A 14,457-nucleotide genomic window follows, 5' to 3' on the forward strand; every position below is an offset into this window, starting at 1 on the left:
GCCCGGCGTGGTTGTGCTGCTCTGGGTCCGACTGTTCGAGGGTGGTGCGCATCTGGGTCAGGATCTGCTGGTGGAGGTCTGCTGGTTCTGTCGTGGTGGTGGTCGAGGTGACCAGGGCGACCGTGCCGATGGATACGGCGAGCAGGGCCACCTCCATCCACACGAAGGGGTTTCGGGACCACCTGGTGATGTGTTGCCGGGTATTCATGATCGCCTTTCACCTCGTCGCCGGTGCTGGTGTTGGCCGAGCGCATCGGACGGACGTCTGCCCGGGGAGGGTGGTCCGTCGTCGTGGAGGTGGCCCGGTACTGCGGCGCGCGAGCGTCTGCCAAGGGTGGCGCGCTGCTGGCGCTGCGGTGCTCCCGTGCGAGCCGTGCTCAGCGCGGTTGCCCCCGACGCTGCGGCGATATGAGCCATTTCAACACGCTCGAACCCACCTCGGCAACATCGACCGCCATCGACATATTTCGACCCTTGTCGACCTGCCGATTCCATTGCGCAAGCTGCATTCGAGGGCTACCGCCGACGCGCGGACCGTGGTGTCAGGAGTTGTGCGGAGCCACCAGGCCGGATTCGTAGGCGAGGACGACGAGTTGGGCGCGGTCGCGTACGTGGAGCTTGGTCATGGCGCGGTTGATGTGGGTCTTCGCGGTCATCGGGCTGATCATCATGCGGCCGGCGATCTGATCGTTGGACAGGCCCTGCGCCACCAGCGTGACGGCCTCGCGTTCGCGGTTGGTCAGCAGTTTCAGCACCGTGTGGGCGTTCGGGTGCAGCGGCTGGGTGACGTACCGATTGATCAGCTTGCGGGTGATCGACGGTGCGAGCAGGGCGTCGCCTCGCGCGGCGACGCGGATGGCATGGAGGAAGTCCTCCGGCTGGATGTCCTTGACGAGGAATCCGGCCGCACCGGCGCGCAGCGCGTCGAGGACGTATTCGTCCAAGCCGTAGTTGGTCAGGATGACGACGTGCACCCGGGCCAGGGTCGGGTCCGCGGCGATGCGCCGGGTCGCCTCGATGCCGTCGACGACGGGCATCCGGATGTCGATCAGCGCGATGTCGGGCAGGTGTTCCCTGGCCAAGGCCAGGCCCTCGCTGCCGTCGGCGGCTTCGGCCACCACCTCGATGTCGTCCTCGACATCGAGCAGCGCACGGAATCCGCTGCGGATGAGTGGCTGGTCGTCGACCAGCAGCACACGGATCATGATCTCTGATCCACCGGAAGCTCGGCTCGGACGGTGAAGCCGCCCTCGCTGCGCGGCTCCGCGCGAAGGTGGCCGCCGAGGGCGGTGACTCGTTCGCGCATCCCGAGCAGCCCGACGCCGGGTGCCGCAGCGCTGTCCGGCCCGGCCCTACCGTCGTCGTCGACCTGGATGGCGAGGACGTCGGGACGGTAGGCGATCCGGACCGACGCGGTAGCCGCGGCGGCGTGACGGGTGATGTTGGTCAGCGACTCCTGGACGATCCGGTAGGCCGTCCGGTCCACCGTGGAGGGCAGGTCTGTCCGCTGTCCCTCGATCGTCAGCGTCGCGTCCAGTCCGGTGGTCCTGGCCCGTTGCACCAGTTCGGGAACGTGGTCGAGCCCGTGCGGCGGGTGCTCGTCGTCGTCGCGTAGCGCTTCCAGCGTCGCTCGCAGTTCTCGGGCCGCATCGCGACCGGCCTCCCGGATCGCCAGCAGGGCCGCCGGCACCTGTTCACCTCGCTTACGGCCCAGGTGGACGGCGACTTCGGCCTGCACCTTGATGACGGAGATCTGGTGGGTGAGCGAATCGTGCAGCTCCCGCGCGATGTGCAGCCGCTCCTCGTAGGCGCGGCGCCGCGCCGTCTCCTCGCGGGTGCGCTCGGCCTCCTCCGCCCGGCGCTCGGCCTGTCGCAGCGCTTCACCCGCCGCACCGGCGGCGATCAGCCAGGCCAGTTCGAGGGCACCTCGGGCCTGCGCGAACGCCTCACCCACGTCGTGCCGGCCGGAGACCGCGGCGGCGAGGGGGAGAGCAGCCAGCATGATCACGCTCGCGGCCACGGTGACAGTGCGGTGTCCCGCCCGCACGGCCGCGTACACCGCGAACAGGTACGCGACGGCCGGTACGTCGAACCCGACCGCCTGGTAACCCACCGCGCACAGCCCGGTGACGGCCAGGACGGGCACCGGCGCCTGGCGGCGGGCGGCCAGCGCCAGGCCGCCGACCGCCAGCAGCGGGTAGCCGAGCAGATCTCCGCTGGTGGCGGGGTGCTGCCCGGACAGCCCGGTGAACAGGAGGATCGCCGCCACGCCGGCGGCGACCGCCCAGTCCACGACCCGTCCCCTGTTCATGCCGGCACCCTAATCGGATGTCGGCCCGGGCGACTCCTGCGCGGGGATGACCGGACGGCTACCGCAGACGCGGTACTTCCCCCGGCTTCTGCGACATGTGCGGCAGCCGGGTGCGCTGGTCGCGGCAGCGTGAAGTGTCCGCGTCAGCAGGACGACAGGTGGTGGGTGCGACGGACAGGATTCAGCCGACATCCAGTCGAAGGAAGATGAGGAGAAGACCATGTCCCTCTGTCGCCTGTCCACCTCTGCCGGCGTGGCCCTGCTCGGGTTCGCACCCGCAGCCGCGCAGGTCACCGCCGAGCCGGCCGGCGTCGACGCGTCCACCCTGACCGCCGGGCGGCTCGTGGGGGCCGTGGCCGTACTCGTGGCGTTGGCCGGCGTGGTCGTCGGAGGGCTGGCTCTGGCCCGCTCTGCCGGTCGGGTCGGCAACGGCAACGGGCGCAGGAGCGCCGTGGTGGCCATGGTCGCGGGGCTGGCCGCCACGGGCGCCGGTGGCCTGGTGATTGCCGCCGCCGAGGGTGGTCCCGGCACCGGTTACGGCATTGTCGGTGGCTTCATGGCCCTGGTGGCCGGGCTGATCGCCACGGTCCTTGGCTGGCTGGCTCTGGCCCGCTCGCGCCGCAGCGGCCCGGTCGGCTGAGTACGGCGGCACCCGCTCCGCTGCGACCGTGGCCAGCCCGCCACCGAGCCGTGCGGATGGAGTGATCTGTCGCACGCGCTGTCACAACGATCGGTCAGGCGGTGTCCTGGTGACCGAATCGTTGTAACGAAGGAGACTTCATGAACCTCGCACTGTGGATCGCCGCCGGGCTCCTCGCCGTGGTCGCTCTGGCTGGCGGCATCAGCAAGACGTTCGTACCCAGGGAAAGGCTGAGGGAGATTCGTGGTGGGGAGTGGGTCGGACACTTCAGTGGCGGCTTCGTGAAGACCCTCGGGATCCTCGAGCTCCTGGCGGCGGTTGGCCTGATCTTGCCCGCCGTGGTCGACGTCGCACCGGTTCTGGTGCCGGTGACCGCCGCCTGCTGGGTTCTGTTGATGGTCGGCGCGATGATCACGCATCTCCGGCTCGGCTCACCCAGGTTCGCGACACTGAACGCGATCTATCTCGCTCTCGCGGCATTCGTCGCCTGGGGCCGATTCGGCCCCGAGTCCTTCACCGCCTGACCGAGAAGGTGCCGCCCGGCGGAACGTTGCGACGCCGAACGAAGCCAGTCCCACGAGCCGGCGCCTGCGGCAGGCAGGCGACACCGTCGACGCTAGCGGGCGGAGCGGCCGACCGGCTCGAGGCCCTGCGCGTACCGCTGCGTCGAGGTGTCGCCGCCGCCGGGAACCGGGTAGAGGAGTTGCAGGAGAGGGCCGGCCATCGCGGTGGTGACCAGGGCCATCACGACCATCGAGGAGTAGAGCTGGCTGTCGAGCATGCCGAGTTCCAGGCCGACGGCGAGGATGATCAGTTCGGTCAGGCCGCGGGTGTTCATCAGGACGGCGAGCGCGCTCGCCGGCCGGGCGGGTACCCCGCCGAGGCGGGCGGCGGTGAACGCGCCGACGAACTTGCCGCCCACCGCGACGGTCAGGATGAGGGCCAGTTCGACGAGGTCGTCGACGTCCATGGTGGACAGATTGACCTTCAGCCCGGCGACGACGAAGAAGATCGGTAGTAGCAGCAGGCCGTTGAGGTGCGATATCCGGTCGCTCACCTGTGCGGTGATGCCGTGCTCCGGTGTGGTCGCGGATCGGGGCATGACCACGCCGAACAGGAAGGCGCCGAAGATGAAGTGCAGCCCGATCCAGTCGGTGACGGCCGCCGACGTCAACAGCCCCACCAGTGTGATGACCAGGGCTACCGGCCGAGGCTGGCCCCCCGTGGCACGATCATCGAGCAGCCGTCGCAGCAGCGGCCGGACGACCGCGAACATCAGCAGCAGGTAGGGCAGGAACAGCAGCGTCGACAGGGAGCCACCGCCGGCACCCGCGACCGCGACCACCACGGCGAGCAGCGTCCAGGCGAGTACGTCGTCGATGGCGGCGCAGGCCAACGCCACGCTGCCGAGCCAGGTGCGGCTCAGCCCACGGTCGATGAGGATGCGGGCCAGCACCGGGAACGCGGTCACCGACATGGCGGCGCCCATGAACAGCACGAATCCGATCTTGCTTTCGGTCGGGTGGCTCGCGTACAGGTGCAATGCCAGCAGGGCCCCGAGGCCGAACGGCACGGCGATGGAGCCGGCCGCGACGGTGCCGGCGACCACCCGGCGGCCACGGAGCAGGCCGGCGTTCAGCTCCGTCCCGACGGTGTACATGAACAGGACGACGCCGATGGTCGCCAGGGCGCTCAGGAACGGCCGGATGTCCTCCGGGAAGAGCGCGTCCGAGATGGTGCCGCTGAGTAGCGTCGGGCCGAGCAGGATGCCCAGGACCACCTCACCGATGACGGGAGGCTGCCGGAGACGTCGGGCCACCGCGCCGGCCGCGAAGGCGAGCAGCGAGATCAGCGCCAAGGCGAGGAGCAGCGTCGGAACCTGGTGCGAAGCCACTGGGTACGTCTCCTGGGCTAGCGGTCCGGCGTCGGTGCCGCGACGGCCCCGCCCGCCGGCACCAGCACGTCGGCCGGCTGCTCGGCGGGCTGCTCGGCGGAGCCTGGGCGCTGGCCGGGACGGGTGGCCAGGTAGACGGCGGCAACAGTGACGGCGGTGGTCACGATGCCCAGCAGCAGCCGGTAGTCCAGCAGGGAGATCAGGGCCGCGCCGACGGCGATCGACATGGTTTGTGGCACGGTCACCGCGAACTCGAAGGCCGCGGACGCGCGGCCGAGCAGATTCTCCGGCGTGCGGCGCTGCAACGCGGTGGTGGCACCGACGACCAGCCACGGGATGCAGAGGCCGAGCAGGGCCATCGCGGCGATCACCAGAGCGGTCACCTGGATCATCAGCAACATGCTGGAGATGGCGACCAGCGCCAGGCCGATGATGACGGTCATGCCCTCACTGGTCCTGCGCAGCACCGCGCCCGCGGAGATCCCGCCGGCGATGGTGCCGATCGCCTGGGCCACGCCGAGCACGCCGAGGAACGTCGGTGCGTAACCGAGGCCCGAGGTGACCACCGCCAGCCCGATCGACTCGAAGAAGCCCAGCACCAGCATCGCCAGTCCGCAGGAGATGACGAGCTGGCGCAGCGTCACGGTCCGGCCGATGAAGCGCAGGCCGGCGGTGATCTCGGTCCACCAGTGCTCGTCGGAGGGGACGGGCACCGGTTCGTCGAGCTTGATCGCCAGCAGTGCCAGGGCGGCCAGGACGAACAGCGCGGCGTCGATGACGATGACCGCCTGCGGACCGAGCCAGGCGAACAGGCCCGCGCCGATGACGGGTGCGAAGACCCGGAGCAGGCCGCGGACCGACTGGATGAGCCCGTTGGCGTCGCCCAGCGACTCCTTCGGTACGAGGGACGGCAGCAGTGCCAGCTGGGCGGGCCCGGTCACACTGCCCAGCGCGCCGTAGACGAACATCACCGCGTACACGAGCCAGACGTGGTGTGCGCCGCCGACCAGGAGCAGCAGCAGGACGACCGTGGCGAGGGCGAGGTTCGCGCCGATGAGCAGGGGGCGTCGGCGTACCCGGTCGGTGAGCAGACCCGCAGCGGGCAGCAGCAGACTGCCGGCGGCGAACGAGAACATCACCAGGGCCGCCGCCGAGGTGCTGCCACTTATCGTCTTCACCCAGATCGCCATCGCGAGAAACAACGCGAAGTCGCCGAGGTTGGACGCCGTGTCCGCCAATACGTAAAGCCGCATCCGTCGCGTGGCGAGGATCCGTGACATGTCCTTCTCCTTGTTTAAGGGGTGCCGGCGCAGGTGCGGCTAAAGACTGCCCCCAGGGTCACACAAAAGACGAGTCGAAGGGATGTCTCCGTTTCCACTTGGCACAGTTCTGCCAGCGTGGCTCCGCGCAGTGGGGCGGCGGCCCTGCTCCGGAACTAGGCAAAACCGGCCCGAAGATGACGTCACGCCCGGTGTATCTGACCCAATCTCCGGCGGCATGTCCGATTGATGCTGGCCCGACTCCGGCCGTTGACACCTTGATTCGGTCGCTCCTAGCGTGCTGCCACGTAACCGGCTGGATCCGATCCAATTGCCGGACACGGACAGTAATTCGAGGATCACCCGACCGGCATGAATTGGGGTGAACGGCGGCGCGATGAATTGCTTTCCTCCTGCCCCGTCGGTATTAGGGAGTCCGCGATGACCCGATCGTTGGAGGCCGAACAGGCCGCCACCGGTCCGAGTGTTCCGGTCAATGTCGAGGCGGTGGCGGCCAGCCTGCTGGTGCTCGCCCACGCCGGTTCCGCGGCGACCGTCACCGGCGAGCTGACCGACCCGGTGACCGGGCGGACGGTGCCGGTCTCGTTGCCGTGGCGAGCCCCCCGGTCCGTGCTCGGCGCGACCGTCGGGAAGCAACTGGACCGCCTCGGCGCCGGCTCGACCGACGGGCGCCCCACCGCCGTCGAGGTCCACCTGGGCGACGGGCCGTACATCCTGGTCACCGGAGAACACATCGCGCCGTCGGCGGACGCGGCACTGCTGACCAGCCGCGTCGACCGGGTGCTCGCGGTGACCACCGACGCTCCGATCGGCGCGATCGACCTGCACGGCGAGGAGGACGCCCGGATCGTCGCGTCCGCCCACCGCCCCGGCGGTGAATCGGCCGACACCGTGCCCACGCTCATCCGCGCCCAGGCGATCTCCCGGCCGGAGGCGACCGCGATCGAGGACGCCCGGCGGAGCGTCAGCTACGCCACCCTCGTCGCGCTGGCCGACCGGTACGCGGACACCCTGCGGGCATCGGGGGTGCGTCCCGGGGACATCGTCGCGGTCGGGTTGCCCCGCCGGGCCGAGCTGGTGGTCACGCTGCTGGCCGTCTGGTCGTTGCGGGCCGCCTTCCTGCCCGTCGATCCGACCCATCCACGTGCCCGGCTGGACAGCCTGCTCGACGCCGCTGACGCGCGGTTCGCCGTCGTCGCAGACGAGACCACGGTGACCCGGCGCGGCTGTCGGGTCGTCGCGCCGCCCGACGCGGACCCGGCCCCGGCCGACCCGCCGGCCGCCAGCGGTGACGTACCGACCGCCGGCGGGGACGCGCCGGTCGGCGGGGACCTGGCGTACGCGATGTCGACGTCCGGGTCGACGGGCCGCCCGAAGGTGGTCGGTGTGTCGCACGCCGCGCTCGCGCACTGCGTCGCCAGCTTCGCCGACCTGCTGGAACTCCGCACGCCGACGATTGCCGGCACGACGGCACTGACCTTCGACATCTCCCTGCTCGAACTCTTCCTGCCGCTGGCCACCGGCGGCCGGTTGCTGCTGGTCGACGACGCGCTGCGCCGCGACCCGGCTCGGTTGGGCGCACACCTGTCGGCCGGCCGGCCCGACCTGATCCAGGCGACGCCCTCGGGGTGGCGCCTGATCCTGCCGCACCTGTCGCCGGACCTCACCGGGGTGACCCTGCTCTGCGGTGGCGAGGCCGTCACCGCCGACCTGGCCGGTCGCCTGGTGCAGACCGGCGCCGCCGTGTGGAACGTCTACGGCCCGACCGAGGCCACCATCTGGTGCACCGCCCACCGGCTCGGCCAGCTGGTACCCGACCCGGTGCCGATCGGCGCACCACTACCGGGGAGCGTCGCGGCGGTGCGAGGGCCCGACGGGCGGCCGTTGCCGGTCGGGCAGATCGGCGAACTCCACGTCGGCGGCCCGCAGCTCGCCGTCGGCTACCTCGGCGACGCCGAGCGCACCGCCGCGGCCTTCCGGGACGGCGAGTACCGCACCGGGGACCTGTGCGCCTGGCGGTCCGACGGCACGCTGTCCTACCACGGGCGCGCCGACAACCAGGTCAAGATCCGGGGACACCGGATCGAGCTTGAGGAGATCGAGACGTACGCCGAGCGTCATCCGTCGGTGGCGCAGGCGGCGGCGGTCGTGGTGGCCGCGGCAGCGGACGACCAGCGGCTCGTCCTGTACGTGCGGTCCGCGACGGACGGTCCGGCCGCCACCGATCGGGTGCTCCGCGAGCACCTGGCGACGTCGCTGCCCACCGCGCTGCTGCCGCAACGGATCGTCGCGCTACCCGAGCTGCCCCTCACCCCCAGCCAGAAGGTCGATCGGCGGGCGTTGCGGGAGGCGGCACAGGCACACATCCACCGTCGGGCCGGCTCCGAGGAGACGTCATGAAGGTTCTGGGCATCAGCGGACTGCACAACAGCGTCGATTTCAAACGCCGTGAGCTGCCGGACCTCAGCGAGCGCGAGTACCGGATCGTGCAGGGCCTGGACTCCGCGGCGGCACTGGTGGTCGACGGTGTCGTGCGGGCCGCGGCGGCGGAGGAGCGGTACACCGCGCAGAAGGCGACCGGCAGCTTCCCGGTACACGCGATCCGCGACGCCCTGCGGCGGGCCGCCATCACCGCGGACGAGATCGACGTCGTGGCGCACGGGTTCGCCCACCGGGCCGCGGAGCTGGACCTGTCCGACCCGTACCTGGCGTCCCGCTACGCCGAGGTCTACGACCCCGACGTGCAGTTGACCTGGCTGCGGCAGGAGTTCCCCGACGTGGACTGGGCCGGGAAGCTGGTCCCGGTGCCGCACCATCTGGCCCACGCGGCGAGCGCCTACTACCCCAGCGGGTACGACGACGCGTTGGTCCTGGTGGCCGACGGGATGGGGGAGACCGAGAGCCTGACCGTCGCCGCGGGCACCGGCGGCAAGCTGGAGGTCCTGCACCGCATCCCGGCGCTGCACTCCATCGGCACGCTCTACGGCGTCTTCACCATGTACCTCGGCTTCGACATCCTGATGGACGAGTACAAGGTGATGGGCCTGGCCGCGTTCGGCGACCGTCGGGCGCACTTCGCCCAGATGTCGCAGCTGGTCAAGCTGCTCGACGGCGGCACGTTCACCGTGGCCGGGCTGGCCGCCGACCGCAACCTGCGCGAGCGTGAGACGCACCGTGGAGTGTTGGCGATGCTCGCCGAGCGGTTCGGTCCGCCCCGAACGCCGGGCACCCCGATCGAGCAGCGTCACCGCGACGTGGCCGCCGCCCTGCAGGCCGTCGTCGAGCTGTGCCTGGTGCACGTGTTGCGGCACTTCCGCCGCGAGACCGGGCTGCGGGACCTCTGCTACGCCGGTGGCGTCGCCCTCAACTGCTCTGCCAACGGCGTGATCGCCCGCAGCCGGCTGTTCGACCGCATCTTCATCCCGCCGGGCGCGGGAGACGACGGATCCGCCGTCGGGGCCGCCCTCTACGCGCAGGCCCAGCAGGACCCGGCCACCCGCTTCCCGGCGATGTCGATGCCGTACTGGGGTACCTCGTTCACCGACGAGGAGATCGGCGCCGCCATCGGCGGTCGGACCGACGCCGTCGTACGACACGTGCCGGAGCGGGCGCGCCTGCTCGCCGAGACGGCCGAGGCGCTGGAGGCCGGCGAGGTCGTCTCGTGGTTCCAGGGCGCGATGGAGTTCGGGCCGCGCGCCCTCGGTAACCGCAGCATCCTCGCCGACCCGCGCGACGAGCGGATGCGCGACCACATCAACGCGCTGATCAAGCGCCGGGAGGACTTCCGTCCCTTCGCGCCGGTGGTCACCGTCGAGGCCGCGTCGACGTACTTCGAGATCGAGCCGGGCGACGAGGAGCGGTTCCGGCACATGCTCTTCACCACCCGGACCCGGTCGGAGCACCGGGCCTCGCTGGGCGCGGTCACCCACTTCGACGGCACCGCCCGGGTGCAGGTCGTCACCCGGGAGGGCAACCCGCTGCTGTGGGAGCTGCTGACCGCGTTCGCGGACCGTACCGGCATCCCGGTCCTGCTCAACACCTCCTTCAACCTGCGCGGGCAGCCGATCGTCCGGACCCCGGAGATCGCCGTCGACACCCTGCTGCGGGGCGGCCTGGACCGCCTGGTCATCGGTGGATACGTCGTCACGCCAGCGAAGGCCGGGGAGGAGCGGCGGTGACCGTCGAGGTCAGCCCGGCGGCTCAGCGTGTCGCGACGACCCTCGCCGCCGACGACGAGGTGCTGCCCGGCCTGTCGTTCCGTCGGGCAGAGGTCTCGCGGCAACTCGACGTCACCGAGGCGGACCTCACTGCCCTCGCCCGCGAGGGCGGCACCACGCCGGCGGCGGTCCTGGCCGCCGCGGTGCAGGCCCTGGTAGCCGGCGACCGGGGCAGCACATCCGCGACGACGGTCGTGGTCGGCGTGATCGTCGTGGACGCCGAGCACGGCGCCGCGCTGCGGGCGGTGCGCTGCCCGGTCGAACCGGGACTGCCGCTGCGGCGGATGGTCGAACGCGCCGCGACGGCACTGCCGGCAGCCCGTCCGGCGAGCGACGGTGAGGTACGGATCGCGGTGGTCCCGCTCGGTGCCCTCGGCGGTGGACTCGGCTCTCGGGACGTCACCGATCTCGGGCACGAGATCGTGTGGTGCGACGCCACGTTGGAGATCACGGCGCACGACGGCCGGCTGGTGGTGCGCTGCGAGCACGACGAGGACCGGTACGCGGCGGTGAGCATCGCCACCCACCTGCGTCGCCTCGACGACATCCTGGCGGACCTGGTGGCGGGTACCGGCGAGTTGCCGGGCGCGGGTGCACCGGTCGAAACGGACGCCGAACCGGTGTCGGCGGGCGCGTCGGTGGAGCCCGCCACCGCCGCCGAACGGCTGGTCGCCACCATCTGGGCCGACATTCTCCAACTGGACCGGGTCGGCGCCGACGACAACTTCTTCGCCCTTGGCGGCCACTCCCTGCTGGCCGCCAAGGTCATCGCGAGGGTGACGGCCGAACGCGGCGTGGCCCTCACGGTGGACCAGCTCTTCGACCATCCGGTGCTGTCCGATTTCGCCGCCCTGGTCGACGCCGGTGAGCCGGCCGTCACGCTGCCCGCCCTGACCGCACGTGACGGCGAGGACCCCGTCGTGTCGTTCGGGCAGGAACGGCTCTGGTACCTGGACCGCTGGCGTCAGGGCTCGGCTCTCTACAACGTCCCGGTGCTGGTGCGGCTGACCGGCCGCGTCGAGGAACAGCGCCTGCGCGCCGCCACCCAGGCGGTGGTCGACGCACATGCCGTGCTGCGGACGAGGCTGGAGACCGTCAACGGTCGTCCGGTCGCCCGCCTCGCTGACACCGTCGAGATCGACTGGACCGTCGAGGACGCCCGAGCAGCGGGCGAGCCGGCGGGGCGGCGACTGGTCCGGGCTGGTGTCTGCCGGCCGTTCGACCTGGCGACCGCTCCGCTGCTGCGGGCCGGACTGGTCCGCGTCGCGGACCGGGAGTGGCTGTTCTGGGTCTCGATCCACCATGCCGCCTGCGACGGCTGGTCACTGGACATCCTCCTCGCCGAGATCTTCGCCGGCTACCCGACCGGCCAGCCCGTCGACCGGCCCGCCACCGGGCTGTCCTACGCCGACTACGCGGCATGGCAGCGCAGCGTCCTCACCCCGGAGGTGATCGCCGACGGGGTCGCCTGGTGGCGGGAGCGGCTGGCCGGCGCGCCGACCCTGTTGGCGCTGCCCGCCGACCGTCGCCGCCCGGCGGTGGCCAGCCATGCCGGCCGTACGCTGCGCCACCGGCTGCCCGCCTCGACGGTGTCCGCGTTGCGGGCCACCGCGAAGGGCCGCTCGGTCACCGTCTTCGACCTGCTTGTCTCGGCGTACCTGCTGCTGGTCCGCCGCTGGTCGGGGCGGACCGACGTGGTGGTGGCGACTCCGGCCGCCGGCCGCCCGCTGCCCGAGCTCGACAACCTGGTCGGCTTCTTCGTCAACACCGTCGTGCTGCGAGCCGACCTGAGCGGCGCACCCACCTTCGCCGAACTGGTCGCCCGGGTACGTGGGGTCTCGGCCGCCGCACAGGCACACCAGCAGATCCCGTTCGAGTCGCTGGTGGACGCCCTCGACCCGGAACGCGACCAGGGACGCGCTCCGCTCGCCCAGGTCGCCTTCGGCATGAACCAGCACGCGCGGGGGCGGTGGGAGTCCGGTGGTGTCGTCGCCGAGCTGGACTCGGTGGACACCGGCACCGCCAAGTTCGACCTCACCCTGTCGGTGGTCGACACGGGCGGCCCCGACATGGGTGTGGAGGTCGAGTACGCGACCGACCTGTTCGACGCGTCCACCGTGGACCGCTTCGCCGCGCAGTGGCTGGTCCTGCTGGACCGGCTGCTCGCTGACCCCGACGTCGCGGTGACGTCGGTGTCGGCCCTGCCGGCGCAGGAGGAACGCCTGCTCCTGGGGTGGGCCGGCCAGGCCCGCGCCTACCCCGCCGATCAGCCGGTCGACGCGTTGGTGGCGCGGTGGGCGGGGTTGTCGCCGGGTGCGGTGGCGGTGGTGGATGGGGATGTGTCGGTGTCGTACGGGTCGTTGGTGGCTCGGGCGGATGCGTTGGCGGTGCGGTTGGTGGGGTTGGGGGTTGGTCGCGGGTCGTTGGTGGGTTTGAGTTGTCGGCGGTCGGTGGATCTTGTGGTGGGGATGTTGGGGGTGTTGCGGGCTGGTGGTGCGTATCTGCCGTTGGATCCGGATTATCCGGTGCAGCGGTTGGAGTTCATGTTGGCGGATACGGATGTGCGGGTGGTGGTGGGGCATCGGGATCTGCTCGACCAGCTTCCGCTGACCGGCCGGGAGGCCGTCGACATCACCGACGTCGCGCCCCGGCCGACGGACCAGCCCGCCCTTCCCGCCCCCGGCACCCTCGGTGAGGACGCGGCCTCGCTCATCTACACCTCCGGGTCGACCGGTACCCCCAAGGGCGCCGTGGTGCCGCACCGCGGCATCATCCGCCTGGTCTGCGACACCGACTACGTCCAGCCCGAGGAGCTGCGGGTCGTCGGGCAGGTCTCCAACGCCTCCTTCGACCCGCTGCTGTTCGAGGTGTGGGGGCCGTTGCTCAACGGCGGCCGGGTGGTGGTCGTACCGACCGACGTGGCGCTCTCGCCGCCGCGCTTCGTCGAGCTGCTGCGCCGGGAGCAGGTCACCGCCGTCGCGATCGTCACGGCGCTGTTCAACTCCACCGTCAACGAGATCCCGGACGCCTTCAGCACGCTGCGACAGGTCTACGTCGGCGGCGAGCGGATCAACCTGGGCTCGGTCGGCGCGGCGGTCGCCGCGGGCGGCGCCCAGATCAACAACATCTACGGACCGACCGAGGTCACCAGCATCTCGACCTGCAACCCGCTGCCCGCCGTGCCCGCCAGTACGGGCGCGATCGGTTCGGCCATCACGAACACCACGACGTACGTGGTGGACGAGCGGGGTTGCCTGGTGGGGGTGGGTGTCCCCGGTGAGCTGTTGCTGGGCGGCCCCGGTGTCGCCTGGGGCTACTGGAACCGTCCGGGGCTGACCGCCGACCGATTCGTGCCGGACGGCTTCTCCGATGTGCCGGGTGCGCGGCTGTACCGGACCGGTGACGTGGTGTCCTGGCGCTCGGACGGCTCGCTGGAGTTCGTCGGCCGCGTCGATCATCAGGTGAAGGTCCGGGGCTTCCGGGTCGAGCTCGGCGAGGTGGAGTCCGTGCTGGTGGCGCACCCGGCGGTGGCGTCGGGTGTGGTGGTGGCGTGGCGGCCCGGCGGTGGTCCGGTACGCCTGGTCGGGTACGTGGAGCCGGTGGCGGAGGCGTCGGTGACGGCGGCGCAATTGCGCGACTTCATGACCGAGCGGTTGCCGGAGTACATGGTCCCGGCCTCGTTCGTGGTGATGGGATCGCTGCCGCTGAACCCGAACGGGAAGATCGACCGGGCGGCGTTGCCGGAACCCGACCCCGACCGGCCGAGCGCCTCGGGCGACCACGTCGCGCCCCGCGACGCGGTGGAGCGGGAGGTGGCCGCCGTCTGGGCCGACATTCTCGGCATCGAGCGCGTCGGCGTCGGCGACAACTTCTTCGCCCTCGGCGGGCACTCCCTACAGGCCGTGCAGGTCGCGTTCCGCATCCGCACCACGTTCGGGGTGGACCTCGAACTGCGCCGCATTCTCGAGGCGCCGTACGTCGAGGACCTGGCGAAGGCCATCAACGAGGCGCTCGGCGAGCAGGGGAACCTCCTCGCCGAAGCGCTCGGCGACGTCGAGTCGATGTCCGACGAGGACGTCCGCGCGCTGCTCGCCAACTCCTAAGACAGCCACCGA

Annotated in this window: 9 protein-coding genes and 1 pseudogene; 5 read left to right on the plus strand and 5 right to left on the minus strand. The window is 71.3% G+C overall.

Going from position 1 to position 14,457, the window contains the following annotated elements:
* From BMY89_RS30030 to BMY89_RS22670, 3 genes and pseudogenes are all read right to left on the minus strand, one after another.
* A pseudogene (locus BMY89_RS30030) lies at window positions 1-208 on the minus strand (hypothetical protein); the annotation flags it as partial.
* Between the two features lie 334 nt (window positions 209-542).
* Window positions 543-1,205 (minus strand): response regulator, encoded by a 663-nt coding sequence (locus BMY89_RS22665; RefSeq protein WP_092382076.1) that lies wholly within the window; start codon window positions 1,203-1,205, stop codon window positions 543-545.
* Window positions 1,202-2,311 carry a sensor histidine kinase gene (locus BMY89_RS22670; RefSeq protein ID WP_092382077.1) on the minus strand — a complete coding sequence of 370 codons (1,110 nt, stop codon included), beginning with the start codon at window positions 2,309-2,311 and terminating at the stop codon, window positions 1,202-1,204. The genes BMY89_RS22665 and BMY89_RS22670 overlap by 4 nt, the downstream gene beginning before the upstream one ends.
* Before the next feature lie 220 nt (window positions 2,312-2,531).
* Between BMY89_RS22670 and BMY89_RS22675 the strand changes: the two genes are divergently transcribed.
* The gene (locus tag BMY89_RS22675; protein WP_092382078.1) at window positions 2,532-2,951 is read left to right on the plus strand and encodes a DUF6223 family protein; all 420 of its coding nucleotides are present in this window, start codon (window positions 2,532-2,534) and stop codon (window positions 2,949-2,951) included.
* A 140-nt stretch (window positions 2,952-3,091) separates the two neighbouring features.
* Entirely contained in the window at window positions 3,092-3,475 is a 384-nt protein-coding gene (locus BMY89_RS22680) for a DoxX family protein (protein WP_092382079.1), read from the plus strand.
* 92 nt (window positions 3,476-3,567) lie between these two features.
* Here the strand turns inward: BMY89_RS22680 and BMY89_RS22685 are convergent, their stop codons facing one another.
* Both BMY89_RS22685 and BMY89_RS22690 read right to left on the minus strand, forming a co-directional pair.
* On the minus strand, window positions 3,568-4,845 hold the full coding sequence (locus tag BMY89_RS22685) for a cation:proton antiporter (RefSeq protein ID WP_092382080.1): 1,278 nt from the start codon (window positions 4,843-4,845) through the stop codon (window positions 3,568-3,570).
* A gap of 17 nt (window positions 4,846-4,862) precedes the next feature.
* Window positions 4,863-6,125 (minus strand): MFS transporter, encoded by a 1,263-nt coding sequence (locus BMY89_RS22690; protein ID WP_092382081.1) that lies wholly within the window; start codon window positions 6,123-6,125, stop codon window positions 4,863-4,865.
* A gap of 420 nt (window positions 6,126-6,545) precedes the next feature.
* On the opposite strand from BMY89_RS22690, the gene BMY89_RS22695 reads away from it, so the two are divergent.
* From BMY89_RS22695 to BMY89_RS22705, 3 genes are read left to right on the plus strand one after another with little or no spacing between them, the layout of a single operon-like run.
* Window positions 6,546-8,525, plus strand: coding sequence for an amino acid adenylation domain-containing protein (locus BMY89_RS22695; RefSeq protein ID WP_170147772.1), 1,980 nt, complete (start codon window positions 6,546-6,548; stop codon window positions 8,523-8,525).
* Window positions 8,522-10,303, plus strand: a complete 1,782-nt coding sequence (locus BMY89_RS22700; RefSeq protein ID WP_092382083.1) for a carbamoyltransferase family protein — start codon at window positions 8,522-8,524, stop codon at window positions 10,301-10,303. The genes BMY89_RS22695 and BMY89_RS22700 overlap by 4 nt, the downstream gene beginning before the upstream one ends.
* Window positions 10,300-14,445 (plus strand): non-ribosomal peptide synthetase, encoded by a 4,146-nt coding sequence (locus BMY89_RS22705; RefSeq protein WP_092382084.1) that lies wholly within the window; start codon window positions 10,300-10,302, stop codon window positions 14,443-14,445. The genes BMY89_RS22700 and BMY89_RS22705 overlap by 4 nt, the downstream gene beginning before the upstream one ends.
* Window positions 14,446-14,457 lie beyond the last annotated feature (12 nt).

The organism is Micromonospora phaseoli, from assembly GCF_900109115.1.
Lineage (GTDB): Bacteria > Actinomycetota > Actinomycetes > Mycobacteriales > Micromonosporaceae > Micromonospora > Micromonospora phaseoli.

Bases quoted from the DNA above. Each gene is read 5' to 3' on its own strand.
- BMY89_RS22665 (WP_092382076.1), bottom strand. From the start codon at position 1,205: ATGATCCGTGTGCTGCTGGTCGACGACCAGCCACTCATCCGCAGCGGA.
- BMY89_RS22670 (WP_092382077.1), bottom strand. From the start codon at position 2,311: ATGAACAGGGGACGGGTCGTGGACTGGGCGGTCGCCGCCGGCGTGGCG.
- BMY89_RS22675 (WP_092382078.1), top strand. From the start codon at position 2,532: ATGTCCCTCTGTCGCCTGTCCACCTCTGCCGGCGTGGCCCTGCTCGGG.
- BMY89_RS22680 (WP_092382079.1), top strand. From the start codon at position 3,092: ATGAACCTCGCACTGTGGATCGCCGCCGGGCTCCTCGCCGTGGTCGCT.
- BMY89_RS22690 (WP_092382081.1), bottom strand. From the start codon at position 6,125: ATGTCACGGATCCTCGCCACGCGACGGATGCGGCTTTACGTATTGGCG.
- BMY89_RS22695 (WP_170147772.1), top strand. From the start codon at position 6,546: ATGACCCGATCGTTGGAGGCCGAACAGGCCGCCACCGGTCCGAGTGTT.
- BMY89_RS22700 (WP_092382083.1), top strand. From the start codon at position 8,522: ATGAAGGTTCTGGGCATCAGCGGACTGCACAACAGCGTCGATTTCAAA.